Genomic DNA, 17,405 nt, shown 5'->3' with positions numbered 1-17,405 from the left:
ATACGCTTCCCGTTTTCAGCCGCCGGATCGACTCATGTTTACCCATAAAGCAATCGCCGCGCTCAACGCCCTGGAGCTGATGGTTTATAACTACGTCAGCAAACACAATAATCAAGTGATGTACATGACTATCCGCGAGCTGGCCGAGGCCGCCGGCGTGTCCACCACCACCGTGCTGCGATTTTGCAAAAAATGGGGTGTGACGGCTATTCGGAATTTCGCATCCGTTTCAAACTGTACCTGGAGCAAACCGATGCGCCGCCGGTCGATTCCGGCATCGGCGAAATTCTCAGCTTTTTTAAAAGCGTCAGCAATGATGAATTTAATCAGTTGCTCGATGAAGCGGTGCGGCATATCGCCGCCGCCGAGCGAATTATTTTCGTCGGCATCAGCACCTCCGGCGCCCTGGGGAAATATGGCGCGCGTTTCTTTTCCAACGTCGGAAAATTCAGCACCCATATCGACGATCCTTATTATCCCGTCAACAGCGATATGTATAAAAGCGCGGTGGCGATCATGCTGTCGGTTTCCGGCGAAACCGAAGAGATCCTGCGGCTGGCCAGCCAGTTCAGCCTGCACCACTGTAAAATCATCAGCATCACCAACAACGAAACCTCTTCGCTGGCGCGGCTGGCGGACTTCAACCTGTCTTATCACGTCCCACAACACTTGATCGGCGATCATCATAATATTACTACGCAAATTCCCGTGCTTTATATTATTGAAACCATCGGCAAGCGCCTGGGAAGAATGAACGCGATAAAATAAAACAGGCTGTTTTTTTATTGTGACAAATCACGTTTTACGGCGATTTGTTATATCGTGACATTTCTTTCGGTCTTGTTACTCTATTGGCAACGCGAACGTTATTACCCTTCATTAAATAAGATGAGACATTGACGATGAAACAGTTGCCGAAAGATTTTCTGTGGGGAGGCGCGGTCGCCGCGCACCAGGTTGAAGGCGGTTGGGATCGAGGCGGCAAAGGGCCAAGCATCGCCGACGTGCTGTCCGGCGGTTCGCACGGCGTGGATCGCGTGATGACCGACGGCGTGCTCGACGGCTATCGTTATCCCAACCACGAAGCGGTGGACTTCTACGGCCGCTACAAGCAGGACGTGGCGCTGTTCGCCGAGATGGGCTTCAAGTGTTTTCGCACCTCGATCGCCTGGACGCGCATTTTCCCGAACGGCGACGAAGCAACGCCGAACGAAGCCGGCCTGCAGTTTTACGACGACCTGTTCGACGAATTGCTGAAATACGGCATCCAGCCGGTGATCACCCTGTCCCACTTCGAAATGCCTTACCATTTGGTAAAAGCCTACGGCGGCTGGAAAAATCGCCGGGTGGTGGAGTTCTTCGTGCGCTTTAGCGAAGTGGTGATGCACCGCTACCGCGAAAAAGTGAAGTACTGGATGACCTTCAACGAAATCAATAACCAGAGCAACTACCGCTACCCGCTGTTCGGCTACTGCTGTTCCGGCGTGGACTACACCCAGGAAGACAACCCCGAGCAGACGTTGTACCAGGTGTTGCACCACCAGTTCGTCGCCAGCGCGCAGGTGGTCAAACTCGGCCATCAGATCAACCCGGAATTCAAGATCGGCTGCATGCTGGCCTGCGTGCCGTTCTACCCTTATTCCTGCAAACCGGACGACGTGATGTACGCCGTGGAAGCGATGCACCAACGCTATCTGTATACCGACGTGCAAATGCGCGGCTACTACCCCAGCTACCTGCTGCGTGACTGGGAACGCAAAGGGCTGAAGATCGAGATGCAGCCGCAGGACGCGCAGATCCTGCGCGAGGGCTGCACCGATTACATCGGCTTCAGCTATTACATGAGCAATGCGCTGCAGGCCAACGCGGTGGACGGCAGCGACGGCATGTTCGGCTTCCCGGGCAACGTGCCGAATCCGCACGTCAAAGCCTCCGACTGGGGTTGGCAGATCGATCCGGTCGGGCTGCGCTATTCGCTGAACGTGCTGTATGAACGTTACCAGAAGCCGCTGTTTATCGTGGAAAACGGCTTCGGCGCCTTCGACAAGGTGGAAGCAGATGGCCAGATCAACGATGACTATCGCATCGACTATCTGCGCGCCCATATCGAAGAGATGAAAAAGGCAGTGATTGAAGACGGCGTAGATCTGATCGGCTATACGCCGTGGGGCTGCATCGACTGCGTGTCGTTCACTACCGGCGAGTACAGCAAGCGCTACGGTTTCATCTACGTCGATAAACACGACGACGGCACCGGCACGCTGGAACGGTCGCGCAAGAAAAGCTTCGACTGGTATCGTCGGGTGATCGCCAGCAACGGCGAACAGCTGTAACCGCCGCAGCTCAGAGGCGGTGACGCCCCTTCTCGCCCATGCCGAACGGCATGGGCGTTTTCGCTTATATCGCCGGGAATGGCGCCCCGACATAATTTTCCGCCAGCATCGTCATAGCGCTGCGCGATTTCACCGTGTACTGCAGCTCTGAGAGTTGCAGCCGGTGTTCGAAAGGCGTGTCTTCCCGCCGGGTATGCAGCATGTGGGTCATCCACCAGGAAAAATGCTCGGCGCGCCAGACCCGCTGCAAGGCGGTGTCGCTGTAATCGTCCAGTCGTTGCCAGTCGCCTCGCCGGTAAAACGTCTCCAGCGCCTGGGACAACAGGCAAACATCGGCCATGGCCAGGTTCAACCCTTTGGCCCCGGTCGGCGGCACGATATGCGCCGCGTCGCCCGCCAACAGCAGGCGCCGGTAGCGCATCGGTTCGGTAACGAAGCTGCGCATGCCGACCACGTTTTTCTGAAATATGCGGCCCTTTTTCAGCGTCCAGCCTTCATGGTTTTCCAGCCGCTGCTCCAACTCGCGCCAGATACGATCGTCCGACCATTGATCGACCTGTTCCGCAGGATCGCACTGAAAATACATGCGCTGCACGCCGGGCGAACGGGTGCTGATCAACGCAAAACCGCGCGGATGGCAGGCGTAGATCAGCTCTTCGCTGGACGGCGGCGCTTCGACCAGAATGCCGAACCAGCCGAACGGATAGGTGCGGGTGTAATCCTGCCGCAGCCCGCCGGGCATCGCCGCGCGGCTGATGCCGTGGAATCCGTCGCAGCCGATGACAAAGTCGCCGCGGAGCCGGCGCGGCTGGTCGCCATGACGGTAGTGAACCTCGGGCTGCGCGTTGTCCAGCGCCTTCAATTCAACCTGCTCCACCTCGAAAAACAGATGGCCCTGCGCCGCCAGACGCGCGGCGATCAGGTCTTTCAAGACTTCATGCTGGGCATAAACGGTGACGGCGCGCTCGGTCAATCCGGCCAGATCGATGCGGTGCTGCCGGCCGCCGAACGCCAAGCGGATCCCCTGATGCCGCGCCCCTTCCCGCCGCATCCGCTCCCCCAATCCGGTCTGCTCGAGCAGATCGACGGTCCCCTGTTCGAGCACCCCGGCGCGAATGGTCGATTCCACCGCCTCCCGGCTGCGCGTTTCCAACACCACCGATTCCACACCTTGCAGGTGCAGCAGATGGGACAACATCAAGCCGGCCGGACCGGCGCCGATGATCACAACCTGTGTGCGCATAGCATGACTCCCTCATAGCATTTTGTTGAGCGGCGCCGGCAGCGCCGGGTAGCCGCCGGAAAGGTGTTTGGCGAGCAGCGCCAGCGCCGCGATCAGCGCCGGGATGGCCAACAGCGTGAAAATGGTGCTGAACGACAGCTGCATCTGCATCAGCACGCCACCGCTCATCGCCCCCAGAATGCCGCCAAAACGCCCGAGACCGAGCATCCAGGCTACGCCGGTCGCCCGGCTCTGGGTGGGATAGAACCCGGCCGCCAGGGCCGGCATGGATGACTGGGCGCCGTTCATGCAGGTGCCGGCGATGAACACCGTGAGCGCCATCAGCAGCGGAGAGATATAGACATAGCCGATGATGCCGACGAACAAACCGGTCAGCAAATAGCCGACGGCCACCACCTTGTGCGGGTTCATGCGATCCATCAACCAACCGATAATCAATACGCCGAGCCCCCCGCCGAGCGGAAACAGCGCGGTGATCAGCGAAGCCTGCGTAACGGAGGCGCCGGTTTCACGGATCAGCAGCGGCAGCCAACTGGTCAGCAGATAGAAGATCATCAATCCCATGAAGTAAGTCAGACACAGCATCAACGTGCCCAGCAGATAGCGACGCGAAAAGATCATGCCCAGCGGCGACGCTGCCTTTACCTGCCCCTCTTCCTGCAACATGAAGCGCGGCGGCGGCGTCATGCGGATCGGTGCAATGCGTTTCAGCACCCTGGCGATGCGCTCTGCGGCATAGCCGCGCGCGACCATGAAGCGCACGGATTCAGGCAAGGCGCCGATCAGGACCAGCGCCAGCAGCAACGGCATAACGCCGCCCAGCACCATCACGCTCTGCCAGCCGAAATGCGGGATCAGCCAGGCGGAAGAAAAACCGCCCAGCGACGAACCGAGAGGGAAACCGCAAAACATCAGATTCACCATCAGGGCTCGGCAGCGCTGAGGCGCATATTCCGACATCAGCGTGGCGGCGTTCGGCATGGCCGCCCCTAACCCCAGCCCGGTCAGAAAGCGCAGCAGCGTCAGCGTCGAAAGCGAGCCGGCGAAGGCAGTCAGCAGGCTGAAGCCGCCGAACAGCAGCAGCGAAATCACCAGCACTTTCTTGCGGCCGATGCGATCCGCCAACGGGCCGGCGGCCAACGCGCCTACCGCCAGACCGACCAGCGCGGCGCTCATTACCGGCCCCAGCGCGGTTTTGTCTATTCCCCACTCCTGCACCAGCGACGTGGCGATGAAGCCGATAATGGCGGTATCGAAACCGTCCAGCGCGACCGCCAAAAAACACAAAACCAGTATCAACCACTGGTAGCGAGAAAATGGCTGGTTATCGATAAACCCTCGAATTTCTACGTTGTTATCATGCGGCATGGCGTGCTCCTCAGAGAGTGCGGCAAACCTCACCGCACGGAACAGCCGGCTGCGAGCCGGCGAGAGGGTTAATTTGTGCGATTATCGGAATATAGTTCGTTAATCGACAATCAAATCAAACCACCCCACGGCGAATGCTTCAATATTGTTAAAAAAATAAGCGTGCGATAAACGAACATCAGAAAACGGTAAATAAAATAATCTTATTTACTATTAATTGGATATGGAGATTTAAGCCGTGACTGGGGCGTGGGGAGTTGTGATTTTGTTAACATTTTAAAAACATCATGAGCGCCCGGTCTGACGTTGACCCTGGGCCGGAGGGAACCGGCGCTTGTCAAACCGCGCTCGCCGCCTAAAAACAGGAAGCGAGCGCAAGCCTCGGCGCTATTGGCTCACGGCGCCGTTTGCGCGGCCGCGAGGTATTTCGCCATTTCTGCCGTCGGCACCATGCCGCCGCCGGTCGCCCATACCAGATGCGTCGCCTGGGCCAGGTGCTCGGCGCTTATGCCCTGCTCGCTGAGCTCTCCCGCATGGGCGGCAACGCGCCACGGCCCGGCCATGCCCGCCAGGGCGGAGGGTTCCAGCTGGATATGCTCGTGCCTGTCCAACAACCCGAGCAACGCGAACATCTCTTCGTCGCTCAGGGTGTAAAACGCGCTCAGCAGGCGCTCCATCGCCCGGCCGACAAAGCCGGAGGCGCGCCCCACCGCCAACCCGTCCGCCGCCGTGCGGTTGTCGATGCCGAGATCTTGCACCGCAATGCCGTCATGCAACCCGCTGTAGACGCCGAGCAACATGCAAGGGGAATGGGTCGGTTCGGCAAAAATGCAGTGAACATGATCGCCGAACGCCAGCTTGAGGCCAAAGGCGACGCCGCCCGGCCCGCCGCCGACGCCGCACGGCAGATAAACGAACAGCGGATGCTGCGCGTCCACCACGATGCCCTGTTCGGCAAACTGCCGCTTCAGGCGGCCGCCGGCCACCGCGTAGCCGAGGAACAGGGTTTGCGAGTTTTCATCATCGATAAAGAAGCAACTCGGATCGTTCGCCGCCTGTTTGCGCCCTTGTTCGACCGCCACGCCGTAATCGTCGGCGTACTCCACCACCGTCACGCCATTGTCGCGCAGCTTCTGTTTTTTCCACGCCCGCGCGTCCGCCGACATGTGCACGCTGACGTCAAACCCCAACCGGGCGCTGATGATGCCGATGGATAATCCCAGATTGCCGGTCGAACCGACGGCGATGCGGTACTGGCTGAAGAATTGACGGAACTCATCGGAAAACAGCCGGGCGTAGTCGTCGCCGGTGTGCAGCAGCCCCGCTTCCAGCGCCAGCTTTTCAGCGTGCGTCAGCACCTCATAGATACCGCCGCGCGCCTTGATTGAGCCGGAAATCGGCAGATGGCTGTCCTTTTTCAACAGCAGGCGTCCGCCCAATGTCTGCCCATAGCGCCGATCCAACGCAAGCTGCATGGCCGGGATCGCCACCAGCTCGGATTCGATGATCCCCTTTGTCGGTTGGGTTTCCGGGAAGGCCGCAGCGAGATAAGGCGCGAAACGCGCCAGGCGCTGCTCCGCGTCGGCGACGTCGGCGGCGGTCAAACCGACGTGGGGCAAGCCAGCGGCCAGCGTTGTCGCGCGCGGATTGAACCAGGTGATCGGCTCTAGCGCGACCATGCGTTGCAACAGCGGATGCTGGGCGACCCACGATAGGATCTGTGATTTCTGCATAAGTGTCCCTGACTGATGTTGGCGTTGCCGTCACCTTGCCGCGAACGCCGGCGGCTGACAAATGATAAATTCTGAGCTTGAGGTGCAATAGATTGATGCAAGCGCGACGTTAGCCGGCCGTCACGCCAAACAGCAGGCCGACGCCGGAAGAAACCGCCATCGCCAGTGCGCTCCAGATGAGGATGCGCGCCACGCCCGGCAAGATCGGCGCGCCGCCGGTTTTCGCGGCGATGCCGCCGAGAACGCCGAGGGAAATCAGCGCCGACGCCACCAGCGCCGGCCGCGTCCAGGCGACCGGCACCCACATCGCCACCAGCAGCGGCAACAGCGCGCCGAGGGAGAAACTCAGGGCCGACGCCAACGCAGCCTGCAGCGGCCGGGCGCGGGTGGTGGAGGAAATGCCCAGTTCGTCGCGCGCATGCGCCTCCAGCGCATCATGCGCCATCAGCTTTTCCGCCACCTGCCGGGCCAGCGCCGGATCCAGACCGCGATGCACGTAGATTGACGTCAGTTCGCGAAACTCCCCCGGATAGTCTTCAAGCAGCTCCGCCTGCTCTTCCGCCAGCGCGGCCTTTTCGGTATCCGCCTGCGACGAGACCGACACATACTCGCCGGTGGCCATCGACATCGCGCCGGCCACCCACCCGGCGACGCCGGCGATCATCAGCGCGGAATGCGAGGCGCTGGCCGCCGCGACGCCCAGCAGCAGGCTGGCCGTTGAAACGATGCCGTCGTTGGCGCCGAGCACCGCCGCCCGCAGCCAGCCGATGCGTTCAATACTGTGCCGTTCTCGGTGCATCCGTTTTCTCCCTCTGTGACTGTTGCGCTACTCGCGCGCCGCCGCTTCCAGCCCGGCGATGTCGATTTTGCCCATCAGCAGCATCGCTTCCGTTACCCGCCGCACGCGGGCGGCGTCGGGATCGTTCATCAACTCCGTCAGGCGCCGCGGCACAATTTGCCAGCACAGCCCCCAGCGATCGCGCAGCCAGCCGCACTGCTCCGCCTCGCCGCCCTCGCTCAACGCATCCCACAGCCTGTCGACTTCCGCCTGATCGTCACATTCCACCATCACGGAGAAACTGTGATTGAACGGATCCAGCGGCCCGGCTTCGATCGCCGCGTAGCGCTGGTCCCCCAGCGTGAAGGCGGCCAGCTTCACGCTGCCGGCCGGGCCGCTCGGCGTATCCGCCGGCAGGTCGGAAAACCAGTTCACGGACGATCCGGGGATCAGCGAGACATAGCAATTCAGCGCCGCTTCCATGTCTTTTTCAAACCACAGATGTTGCGTAATTCTGGCCATCTGCGCCTCCTTTACGCATCGAGGATCGGCGCGAAACCGCCGAAGATCATGCGTTTGCCGTCGAACGGCATCTCGCCCAGCGCTTTCATGCGCGGATCGTTCATCATTTTCTCATTGGCGGCGTCGCGCACCGCTTTGGAGGGGTACTCTATCCAGCTGAACACCACCACTTCGTCTTCCTGGGCTTTCACCGCGCCGCGAAAGTCGGTGAGCTTGCCATCGGGCACGTCATCGCCCCAGCACTCCACGATGCGCGTGGCGCCAAACTCTTTGAACAGCGGCGCTGCCGCCGCCGCCAACCGGTGATAAGCCTCCTTATTGGCGGCCGGCACCGCCACCACAAACCCGTCTACGTATTTCATTCTGGCATCCTCTTGTCTGATTAAGGACAGTCGGTTCGGCGCAGGCGGAAATGCCCGCGTCCCTTACCAGTTTAGACCGCCGGCACGCAGCGCGGATCGGAAGTTCAGCGGCCGTGACAGGCCGGCGGAGACGATTCCGGTGTGGCGACCCGGTTGCGGCCGGCGTTTTTCGCTTTGTACACCGCCAGATCCGCCAGCTTCAGCAGATCCGCCAGGCTTTGGCCGGAACCGCCCGGGCAGGTCACCATGCCGATGCTGACGGTGATCTGCAGCGGATGCCCGGCCGGCATCAGGATAGACTCCGTTTCGATGCGTTGCCGCAGGCGTTCGGCCAATTGCCATCCCTGCTGCGGCTGGCCGAGCGTCGAAACGATGGCGAACTCTTCGCCCCCCATGCGGCCGAACAGGTCACCGACGCTCAGATCGGCGGCGATCGCGCGGGTAAAGGCCATCAGCGCCTGATCGCCGCCGGCATGGCCGAAACGGTCATTAATCGATTTGAAATAGTCGATATCAAGCATCATGACGCACATCAGCTCGCCCTTTTGGTCTATCAATCGTTCGCCGCGCTGCATAAACGCATTGCGCGTCAGTACGTGCGTCAACGCATCGTGATTCGCCACGTGCTCCAGCGTGCGCAGCAGCGCATTGCGCGCATAGTTCATGCTGGCCACGGCGATGGGGCCCAGCGCCAGCAGCGCGATGCCCAAACGCATCGATACTGCGTTTTGCAACACCTTCATGTCGAGCGTCGAACTCAACAGCCCGAAATCGATAGCCAGATGGCACCAAAGCACATAGATCAGCACCGCAATCATGGTGCAGAACAGTGAGAAGGACATCGCCAGCCACAGCAGCACCGGCATGGGAAAGATCACCGCCCCGGGGCCGCCGATCAGCACGCTGCACACCGCCGCCAGCAACAGCAGCGCCAACACCGTGAGTTTTCGCCCCGCCCGCGGCCATTGGCTGCGCTGGGTGAACATGGCGCCGGCCGCCGCAAGGCGACGTCGCCAATCGCCGGGAAACGCCAGAATAAACGGCATCAGCGTGACGTAATTGGTGAACTCGGACGAGAACCACAGCGCCAGCGAGGTCAGATAGGGTCTGCCGAACAGCCACTGCGAAGTTGCGGCGCCCACCGCGCCGGTCGCGGCGGCGGCGGCCAGGCAGATGCCGAACAGGTACATGCTGGACGTGCCGCGTTGCAACATGCGCGCCGGCGGCGACAGCCGCATGAACAACAGATACCCCACCACGACGCCGGTCAGATTGGCGACGTTCAGCAGCAGCGTCTTTTGCAGCGAACTGCCGGTCAACAGATCCGCCGCCAGATAGCCCAGCACCGCCATGCCCCAGCCGGCCCGCGTAGCCCACTGTGGCCGACGCACCAAAACGGCCAGCAGTACGGCGTTCACCGGCCAGAATATCGCCAGAAAGCTGCCGGGACGACTCACGATGCCCAGCAGACACAGGGTGAACACCAACAAAAAAATGATGAGCGCGGGCCAGATTTTCCGGGTATCAGACAACGAGGTGATTTGCATCTTGGATCCAGAGACTTCCGCTAGCATAAAGTGACAGTCTGTTCGCGTCACAACCGTCGGCGGTGAGGCGAAGATAAACGGCCGACCCGCCTATTATTGCCAGTTTTGCCTGCCTGGACACCTGTTTATTCATCAAGGGAAAATATATTTGTGTATCAATATATTGACAGGAATCACCCTTCCGGCGAACAAACTGCCGCGCCCCTCCCGTCACTGCTATCGTTATTGCCATTCATCCGACTTTTTGCCGGCAAAATCGCCGTCTTTTTCCCTAATGACAAAATTAAATCGTGCAATTAAGGGATACCGGCATTCCCCTCTATTCAAAACCAATAAATGATAATTATAATGATAATCGTTACTATTTATTATTTTTTCATGGAATTATATGCACCAGTCAGTTCTTCGCCACCCCACTAAAAGAAATAAAAATCACGTTCTTCGCACGCTGCCCCTGATTGCCGGTTTGTTCCCCGCGCTGGCGATCGCCGCCACACCCGGCGCAAAAACGGAGGAATCCATTACGGTGACCGCCGCGGCCCAGCCTTCCGGCAGCTATAGCGCCGACACCGCCTCGACCGCCGGCAAGACCGCCGCGCCGATCGCCGAGGTGCCGCAATCGGTCAGCGTCGTCACCTCTCAGGTCATTGACGACTTCCAGGTCAAAAGCGTCAATGATGCGATGATGTTCGTCAGCGGCGTCACCCAGGGCAACACGCTCGGCGGCACGGAGGATGGCTTCGTCAAACGCGGGTTCGGGGTTAACTCCGACGGCTCGGTCTTCATCGACGGCGTGCGCAGCAACCAAGGGCTGAGCATGGACGCCACCACCGATCGCGTCGAGGTCCTGAAAGGTTCCGCTTCGCTGCTGTATGGCATCCTCAGCCCCGGCGGCGTCATCAATCTGATCAGCAAAAAACCGCAGTATGACTGGAACACCCGCATCAGCGGCGCCACCAACAGTTTTGGCGGCGGCAGCGGCAGCGTCGATGTGACCGGCCCGCTGGGCGGCGGCTTCGCCTTTCGCCTGATCGCCGAACGCCAGCACACAGATTACTGGCGCAATTTCGGCAGCGACGAACACACGCTGATCGCCCCCTCACTCAGTTGGTTCGGCGACCAGGCTTCCTTTAACATCGCCTACAGCGAATACAAGTACGACATTCCTTACGATCGCGGCACCGCCTTTATCGACGGCAAACCGGTCGATGTGCCCTATGACCGCCGCTTGGATGACTACGCGAACCATGCCTGGGGCAAGAACAAACGTCTGAACGCCCATTATGAGTACGCGCTCGATCCTGTCTGGACGACCCGCTTCAACTACGCCTGGCTGCAACGCCGTTACGACAGCAACGAAGTGCGCGCCACCGCGGTCGACACCACGACCGGCATCGTCTCGCGCCGCGCCGACGCCAACCGCGGTTTCAATCATCAAACCCACTATTACTCCTGGGATCTGACCGGTTCGCCGCAGCTGTTCGGCATGCAGCACGACCTGCTGCTGGGCGTGGACTACGAGAAAAATCAGACCTACAAGGCCTATTCCTACCGCGGCAAGGTCTCGAAGACCTTCAACATGTACGACCCGGTGTATGGCGAAACGCCGATCACCGACAGCACCACCTACAGCGACGCGTCAAGCAACCTGCGCGCCACGCTGTTCAGCCGTTCCCTGTACGCCAAGGACAGCATTCATCTCACCGATCAATGGATCGCGGTGCTGGGCGCGCGCTATCAGTCGTATTACCAGAACAACAGCAACGGTTTCCAGAAACCGAAAAATACGCTCAATGACAAAGACGACCAGTTTTTGCCACAGGCGGGGTTGGTGTATAAGCTGACGCCGAGCCTGTCGCTGTACGGCAATTACAGCCGTTCGTTCACGCCGTCCACCGCCATCGACGACAATGGCGACGTCGCCACGCCGGAAACCGGCACCACCTATGAGGTGGGCGGAAAATGGCAGATCACCCCGGCGTTTGACGCCACGCTGGCGCTCTATCGCATTGATGAAAGCAACATGTCGATCTTTATTAACGGCGTGACCCGCAGCATCCCCAAAGCGCGCTCCACCGGCGTCGAACTGGAGTTGAACGGGGAAGTGGCGCGCAACTGGGATCTCACCGCCAACTACAGCTACGACAAGACCGAAATTGTCGAAGACAACCTCAACCCGGATAACGTCGGCAATCGGCTGGTCAACGCCCCAACCAACATGGGCGGCCTGTACCTCAGCCGCCGCATGACATTGCCGGTGGTGCCCGGCGAGGTGCGCATTGGCGGCGGCGCGCGCTACGTCGGTCGCCGCGCCGGCGATCCGGAGAACAGTTTCACCATGCCGGCCTATACCGTGGCGGATGCCTTTGTCGCCTGGGACAGCAAGCTGCTTGGGAAACATACCCAGCTGAAACTGAATGTGAAAAACCTGTTCAACCGCGAGTACTATGCCTCCAGCGCCGGTAATTTACGCGTGATTGAGGGTGAACCGCGCAGCCTGAGCCTGCAGGCGACGGTCGATTTCTAACCTGTCATGCCTTGGGCGCCGTTTGGCGCCCGTTTTCTTTGCGCCGGCTGCGGCACATCACATCGGCGAGGAAATCCAGCAGCGCGCTATAGATCGCACTGGCGGGCGGTAGCGTTCGCTTTCCCGACATATACTTAAAGGAGGAATCGCAATGGAGGACGGAGAGATGAAAAAGATAACGCTGGTGCTTTTGACGTTGTTGCTGAGCGGCTGTATCGGCGGCGGCGGTCCGTCGAATGTGCCGCCGGCGTCGCCGAATGAGCCCTACACCTGCAGCAACTCCGGCGCCAACAGCGACTGTTCGCAGTCCGTGGAGCCGTCGATGTACTAGCCGCGTTCGGCGGGCCGTTGATAAACGACCCGCCGCCTCATGGCAGAACTAGGAAGAGTGTTCCTCTTCGTTAGCCTGATATCGCGTCGCCTGCTGCTTCATGAACACCACCTCCTGCGGGCTGGACAGGCTCACTTCCTGAGCGCGCAATAGCTTGAGGATGTTAAACAGCAGTTCACTCTTGGTGGCGCCGACCATGCGCGGGCTCGGCACATAGCCGGTCACGCTCAGGATAATGCCGTCCGGCCCCAACTGGCTGAAGCGCACATAAGGCGCCGGCGTCTCCAGAATGGTTTCGTACTCGTTGTAAGCGCTCAGCAGGATATTGCGCACCTGCTCGGGATCGATCGAGGTCGGGAACGTCAGCGCAATGGTCACCACGCCTTGCGCGTTGCCCATGGTGGCGTTACGCACGTTCTGTGAGATCAGCTGCGAGTTCGGTACGATCATGGTGGAGCGGTCGCTGAGCTGAATTTCGGTGGCGCGTACGTTGATGCGCCGCACGTCGCCTTCCACGCCGCCGATGCCGATCATATCCCCGACCTTCACCGGGCGTTCAGTCAGCAGGATCAGGCCGGAAATAAAGTTCTTCACGATCTCCTGTAAGCCGAAACCGATACCGACCGACAGAGCGCTGACAATCCACGCCAGGTTGCTCCACTGGATGCCCAGCGCCGCCAGGGTGATCAGAATGACCAGCACATAGCCGATATTGCTGAACAGCGTCACCAGCGAGGCGCGAATGCCGACGTCCGAAATGGTCTTCGGCAGCAGCTCAGACCCCAGCCAGCGCCGCACCGCGCGCAGGATGTAGATGCCGATCGCCAGGCAGATCACGGCGTTGAGCAGGTTGCCGGGCACGATGTTGAAGCGCTGCAAGCCTTCGCCGGTCAGGATCGAGACGATTTTCTCCATCAGCGATCCCGGCGTGGTGCTGCCAAACGAGCCGTTGAACAACGCGATAATCATCAACAGCAACAGTGAACATTTGGCCAGCGCGGTGGTGATGATCGCCACCTGCTCCAGGTGGCGGTCCTTGAAGCTGAGCGTTTTCTTCAGCATCTTGCCGCTGACGGTCTGCGGCGAAAACAACGCGGCGCACAGGTCAGTGGCGAACAGCACCATGAAGTAGAACGCCATCAGCACCAGCACCACCCAGATCAGCTGGTAGGTCAGGAAGCGGGCGAAAGCGATATAGCCCACGAGCAGTGAAAGCAGGATCACCACCGAACACACCAGGGTGACGATATGCACCAGCCCGCCGACCAGCGTGCGTTTTTCCAGGTGCGCGCCCTGCTGCTCCAGACGGCGACGAATGCGCTGGCCGCGCAGCGGCGCCGCCAGCAGCACCATGCCGATCAGCCCCGCCACCAGGCCGTTGCCGAAGATGGTGGTGGCCAATGAGGCGCTGACGACGTTGTTGATCAGCTCCACAGTGCCGAACGCCAGCGCCAGGCCGGCCAGCAGCGGCGAGAAGTAACGCAGCCCGGCGGCCACGTCATTGTCCAGCGAAGCCAAACGCCAGGACGGGCGATTCAGCGACAGCGCCGCACGCCCCAGCCCGGCGATCAGCGCGCAGAAAATCCCCAGACGGTTAAAGCCTTCGGCAAAGTCTTCCAGCATGACCGGCAGCGGCTGCACGCGGATAAAGACGTAATACAGCAGGTTCAGCGCGATCGAGGTGGTGATCACCGTCACCGCCACGGTGATGATGGCCATAAAGCTGCGGCGCAGGCGCCCGTCCGGCAGGAAGCGAATGCTGACCCAGGCGAGGAAACGCTCGGACAAATAGCGCCCCCAGGACCAGACGATCACCGCCAGCGCCAGCAACGCCAGCGTGCCGTACCGCCATTCGTCCTGCCAACTGGCGTCCCAGGCCGCTTTCATCTCGGCGTTGAACTGGTCCAGCCGCTGCACGTCATCCGCTGACGGCTGCACGACCGGCGTCCAGAATTTGACGCCCAAAATGCTGCCGGTGTTCAGCGCCAGCTGGGTTTTGAACGCCACCCGGCGCAGATCGCTGATCTGCTGGCCCAGGTCGAAGGCGCTGGTCTTGATGGCCTGCGCGCGTTTTACCGCATCGTCCAACTGCTTCTTGCTGCTGTTCAGCGCATTGCGCTGCTGGGCGACGGCCGGGGTTTCCGGCAGCGCACCGGCCGCCGGGGCCGGCCCCAGCACGTCCAGCTGCGCCTGCAGTTTTTCCTGCACCGGCTGCAGATCGGCGGACAATTTATCCATGCTGGCGACCAGATCGTCCGTCGCCAACCGCAGCTTGCTGAGCTGGGTGTCGGTCGTCGCTTTGGAAACCAGCTGCTTCATGCTGTCCAACTGCTTTTGCGCGGCTTTCAACTGCGTAGCGGGATCGGGCGCGCTTTCGGCGGCGGGATCATCCTGGGTGGCGGCGACGGCGCCGAACGGCGTCAGTTGCATACCCAACAGCAATAATAACAACAGCAGGAACGGGCGAGGCTTTAACATAAATTCAGTGCTCAGCATCATTATCTGATAGACAGACGAACAGGCGGCGGATGAACCGTCGCTTAACCATAAACGCTAATTATAATAGCTGCTTAATGTCGGCCGAAATACAGTAATTATTCCCATTGTGCGCCACGCGCCCGCGCTTTCCTTAGCTTGCTGATTATTCAGGCGCTTTTACACTGGCGATACGGCATGAAGCGCTCTATAATCCAGCCACCGATTAACCTGCAACCAATAAAAGGAGACTTACTATGCTGACGTGTGAATTGGTTTTTCACTCACACTTCTTTGGTAATCGTCGCCGCTCAAGCATTACCGGTATCGCGCTGCGATAACCCAGCTTGAGCGAAGCTTACTAAAATCCAGGATCTTCCCTCCGGCTTACCGGGTTATCGTCAGCAATGTTTGACGATAGGCATTGTCATGCCTGTAACTCTTGAGTAAGCAATGAGCACATTACTGTCTGCACAATCTGTCGGTTACGACAACGCGTTCGGCGTCCTGCTGAGCGAGATTTCCTTCAGCCTGAAGAAAGGCGACCGCATCGGTTTGATCGGCGATAACGGCTGCGGCAAAAGCACCCTGCTGCAAATTCTCAGCGGCGACCTGCCTGCGCACACCGGAACGGTGACATTGTCACATCAATGTCTGATGGCGCGCATCGAGCAGCACCTGCCGCCGGAACTGCACACCAGCACCCTGCTGGATGCGGTTCTGGCGCGGCTGCCTGCGGGCCAACACCTCAGCGAACGCTGGCGCTGCGAAGCGCTACTGGCCGAGCTGGGGTTTGAACCGGCGAGCTGGACGCTGACCGCCGGCACCCTCAGCGGCGGCCAGCATACGCGGCTGCTGTTGGCGCGCGCGCTGATCCGCCAACCCGATCTGCTGCTGCTCGACGAACCCAGCAACCACCTGGACCTGCCCACGCTGCTGTGGCTGGAACAGTTCTTGCGTAACTGGAACGGCAGTTTCGTGCTGGTGTCGCACGATCGCTACCTGCTCGACCAGGTAACCAACTGCACCTGGATCCTGCGCGACAAAACGCTGCAGTTCTTCCGTTTGCCCTGCTCTGTAGCGCGCACCGCGCTGGCGGAACAGGACGCCGCGGACGAACAGCGGCGACAGGCCGAGCAAAAGGAAATCGACCGGGTGGAAAAAAGCGCCAAGCGCCTGGCGACCTGGGGCAAGGTCTACGACAACGAAGATCTGGCGCGCAAGGCCAAGCAAATGGAGAAGCGCGTCGATCGGTTGAAGGAAGAACAGACCACTCTGACCACCGGCAGTCCATGGCGGCTGCGGCTGCAGGGAGAAGCGCTGGACGCCGATCGCCTGCTGGCGCTGCCGCACTGGGCGGTGCGCCCGGCGCCGGATGCGCCGGTGCTGTTCAGCCTGGAACATCTGCGCGTGAAAAGCGGCGATCGCATCGCCATCGTCGGGCGCAACGGCTGCGGAAAATCGTCGCTGTTGCGCCTGCTGTGGCGCGAATATCAGCAACAAACGCAGCGCCCGGCGCTGTTCCATCCGCGCGTGCGCATCGGCTATTACGATCAGAGCCTGCAACAGCTGCGCGATGAAGACACGTTGAGCGATGCGCTGGCGCAGTTTGCGCCGCTGACCGAGGAACAGCGGAAAATGGCGCTGATCGGCGCCGGGTTCCCTTACCTGCGCCACCATCAGCAGATCCGTTCGCTGAGCGGCGGCGAGCGTTCACGGTTGCTGTTTGTCGGCCTGACGCTGGCCAACCATTCGTTGCTGCTGCTGGACGAGCCCACCAACCACCTGGATATGGCCGGCAAAGAGGAGCTGGCGGAAACGCTGTGTCAGTTCCCCGGCGCCGTCATGCTGGTCACCCACGATCGGATGCTGATCGAACAGAGCTGCAACCGCTTTTGGCTGATAGACCAACAAAAACTGGAGGAGTGGCACGATCTGGCGCCGGTGTACCAGCGTCTGGCGGGTGAAACGCCGGCGCTGGCGACGGCGCACGAGGCCAACGCAGACGCCCCGACGCCAAACCCGCAGTTGGAAGGCGAAGAGGCGTTGCTGACCGCCCTGTTTGCCCTCGAAAACAAACTGGAGGCCGACCTGGCGCGTAAACCGAAGCATCAAAAACCGGAGCTTCAGGCGCGCTGGCGCCGCGAGATTGCCGACATCACCGCCCGGTTGAGTCTGGGCTAACC

Annotated in this window: 12 protein-coding genes and 1 pseudogene; 5 read left to right on the top strand and 8 right to left on the bottom strand. The window is 60.4% G+C overall.

Going from position 1 to position 17,405, the window contains the following annotated elements:
* Positions 1-34: 34 nt before the first annotated feature.
* Positions 35-768 (top strand): annotated as a pseudogene (locus IMX17_RS05635) (MurR/RpiR family transcriptional regulator).
* Between the two features lie 128 nt (positions 769-896).
* A complete protein-coding gene (locus tag IMX17_RS05630; RefSeq protein WP_152665244.1) occupies positions 897-2,333 on the top strand; it encodes a 6-phospho-beta-glucosidase in 1,437 nt (478 codons plus the stop codon).
* A 64-nt stretch (positions 2,334-2,397) separates the two neighbouring features.
* Here the strand turns inward: IMX17_RS05630 and IMX17_RS05625 are convergent, their stop codons facing one another.
* The 7 genes from IMX17_RS05625 to IMX17_RS05595 form a co-directional block, all read right to left on the bottom strand.
* The gene (locus tag IMX17_RS05625; protein ID WP_193549428.1) at positions 2,398-3,576 is read right to left on the bottom strand and encodes a 4-hydroxybenzoate 3-monooxygenase; all 1,179 of its coding nucleotides are present in this window, start codon (positions 3,574-3,576) and stop codon (positions 2,398-2,400) included.
* A gap of 12 nt (positions 3,577-3,588) precedes the next feature.
* Positions 3,589-4,944, bottom strand: coding sequence for an MFS transporter (locus tag IMX17_RS05620; RefSeq protein WP_193549427.1), 1,356 nt, complete (start codon positions 4,942-4,944; stop codon positions 3,589-3,591).
* A gap of 395 nt (positions 4,945-5,339) precedes the next feature.
* Positions 5,340-6,677 carry a D-serine ammonia-lyase gene (locus IMX17_RS05615; protein WP_193549426.1) on the bottom strand — a complete coding sequence of 446 codons (1,338 nt, stop codon included), beginning with the start codon at positions 6,675-6,677 and terminating at the stop codon, positions 5,340-5,342.
* Between the two features lie 109 nt (positions 6,678-6,786).
* The gene (locus IMX17_RS05610; protein WP_033650345.1) at positions 6,787-7,476 is read right to left on the bottom strand and encodes a VIT family protein; all 690 of its coding nucleotides are present in this window, start codon (positions 7,474-7,476) and stop codon (positions 6,787-6,789) included.
* A 27-nt stretch (positions 7,477-7,503) separates the two neighbouring features.
* Complete coding sequence (locus IMX17_RS05605; RefSeq protein ID WP_046898303.1) at positions 7,504-7,977, bottom strand: VOC family protein; 474 nt, start codon at positions 7,975-7,977, stop codon at positions 7,504-7,506.
* An 11-nt stretch (positions 7,978-7,988) separates the two neighbouring features.
* A complete protein-coding gene (locus IMX17_RS05600) occupies positions 7,989-8,339 on the bottom strand; it encodes a DUF1428 domain-containing protein (RefSeq protein ID WP_025302905.1) in 351 nt (116 codons plus the stop codon).
* Positions 8,340-8,443: 104 nt separating this feature from the next.
* Positions 8,444-9,886, bottom strand: coding sequence for a diguanylate cyclase (locus IMX17_RS05595; protein ID WP_046898302.1), 1,443 nt, complete (start codon positions 9,884-9,886; stop codon positions 8,444-8,446).
* 388 nt (positions 9,887-10,274) lie between these two features.
* Between IMX17_RS05595 and IMX17_RS05590 the strand changes: the two genes are divergently transcribed.
* Positions 10,275-12,413 (top strand): TonB-dependent siderophore receptor, encoded by a 2,139-nt coding sequence (locus IMX17_RS05590; protein ID WP_370570934.1) that lies wholly within the window; start codon positions 10,275-10,277, stop codon positions 12,411-12,413.
* A 166-nt stretch (positions 12,414-12,579) separates the two neighbouring features.
* The gene (locus IMX17_RS05585; protein ID WP_227414462.1) at positions 12,580-12,744 is read left to right on the top strand and encodes a hypothetical protein; all 165 of its coding nucleotides are present in this window, start codon (positions 12,580-12,582) and stop codon (positions 12,742-12,744) included.
* A gap of 48 nt (positions 12,745-12,792) precedes the next feature.
* On the opposite strand, the gene IMX17_RS05580 is transcribed toward IMX17_RS05585, so the two are convergent.
* Positions 12,793-15,222 (bottom strand): DUF3772 domain-containing protein, encoded by a 2,430-nt coding sequence (locus IMX17_RS05580; protein WP_193549424.1) that lies wholly within the window; start codon positions 15,220-15,222, stop codon positions 12,793-12,795.
* A gap of 450 nt (positions 15,223-15,672) precedes the next feature.
* Here IMX17_RS05580 and IMX17_RS05575 point away from each other — a divergent pair, with 450 nt between their 5' ends.
* Positions 15,673-17,403: an ABC-F family ATP-binding cassette domain-containing protein gene (locus tag IMX17_RS05575; RefSeq protein ID WP_193549423.1), complete on the top strand. Its 1,731-nt coding sequence runs from the start codon at positions 15,673-15,675 to the stop codon at positions 17,401-17,403.
* Positions 17,404-17,405: the final 2 nt, after the last annotated feature.

Source organism: Serratia sp. X3 (assembly GCF_014982455.1).
Lineage (GTDB): Bacteria > Pseudomonadota > Gammaproteobacteria > Enterobacterales > Enterobacteriaceae > Serratia > Serratia ureilytica.
This window is presented reverse-complemented; position numbering and strand designations above follow the sequence as displayed.

Bases quoted from the DNA above. Each gene is read 5' to 3' on its own strand.
- IMX17_RS05625 (WP_193549428.1), bottom strand. From the start codon at position 3,576: ATGCGCACACAGGTTGTGATCATCGGCGCCGGTCCGGCCGGCTTGATG.
- IMX17_RS05620 (WP_193549427.1), bottom strand. From the start codon at position 4,944: ATGCCGCATGATAACAACGTAGAAATTCGAGGGTTTATCGATAACCAG.
- IMX17_RS05615 (WP_193549426.1), bottom strand. From the start codon at position 6,677: ATGCAGAAATCACAGATCCTATCGTGGGTCGCCCAGCATCCGCTGTTG.
- IMX17_RS05610 (WP_033650345.1), bottom strand. From the start codon at position 7,476: ATGCACCGAGAACGGCACAGTATTGAACGCATCGGCTGGCTGCGGGCG.
- IMX17_RS05605 (WP_046898303.1), bottom strand. From the start codon at position 7,977: ATGGCCAGAATTACGCAACATCTGTGGTTTGAAAAAGACATGGAAGCG.
- IMX17_RS05600 (WP_025302905.1), bottom strand. From the start codon at position 8,339: ATGAAATACGTAGACGGGTTTGTGGTGGCGGTGCCGGCCGCCAATAAG.
- IMX17_RS05595 (WP_046898302.1), bottom strand. From the start codon at position 9,886: ATGCAAATCACCTCGTTGTCTGATACCCGGAAAATCTGGCCCGCGCTC.
- IMX17_RS05590 (WP_370570934.1), top strand. From the start codon at position 10,275: ATGCACCAGTCAGTTCTTCGCCACCCCACTAAAAGAAATAAAAATCAC.
- IMX17_RS05585 (WP_227414462.1), top strand. From the start codon at position 12,580: ATGAAAAAGATAACGCTGGTGCTTTTGACGTTGTTGCTGAGCGGCTGT.
- IMX17_RS05580 (WP_193549424.1), bottom strand. From the start codon at position 15,222: ATGTTAAAGCCTCGCCCGTTCCTGCTGTTGTTATTATTGCTGTTGGGT.
- IMX17_RS05575 (WP_193549423.1), top strand. From the start codon at position 15,673: ATGAGCACATTACTGTCTGCACAATCTGTCGGTTACGACAACGCGTTC.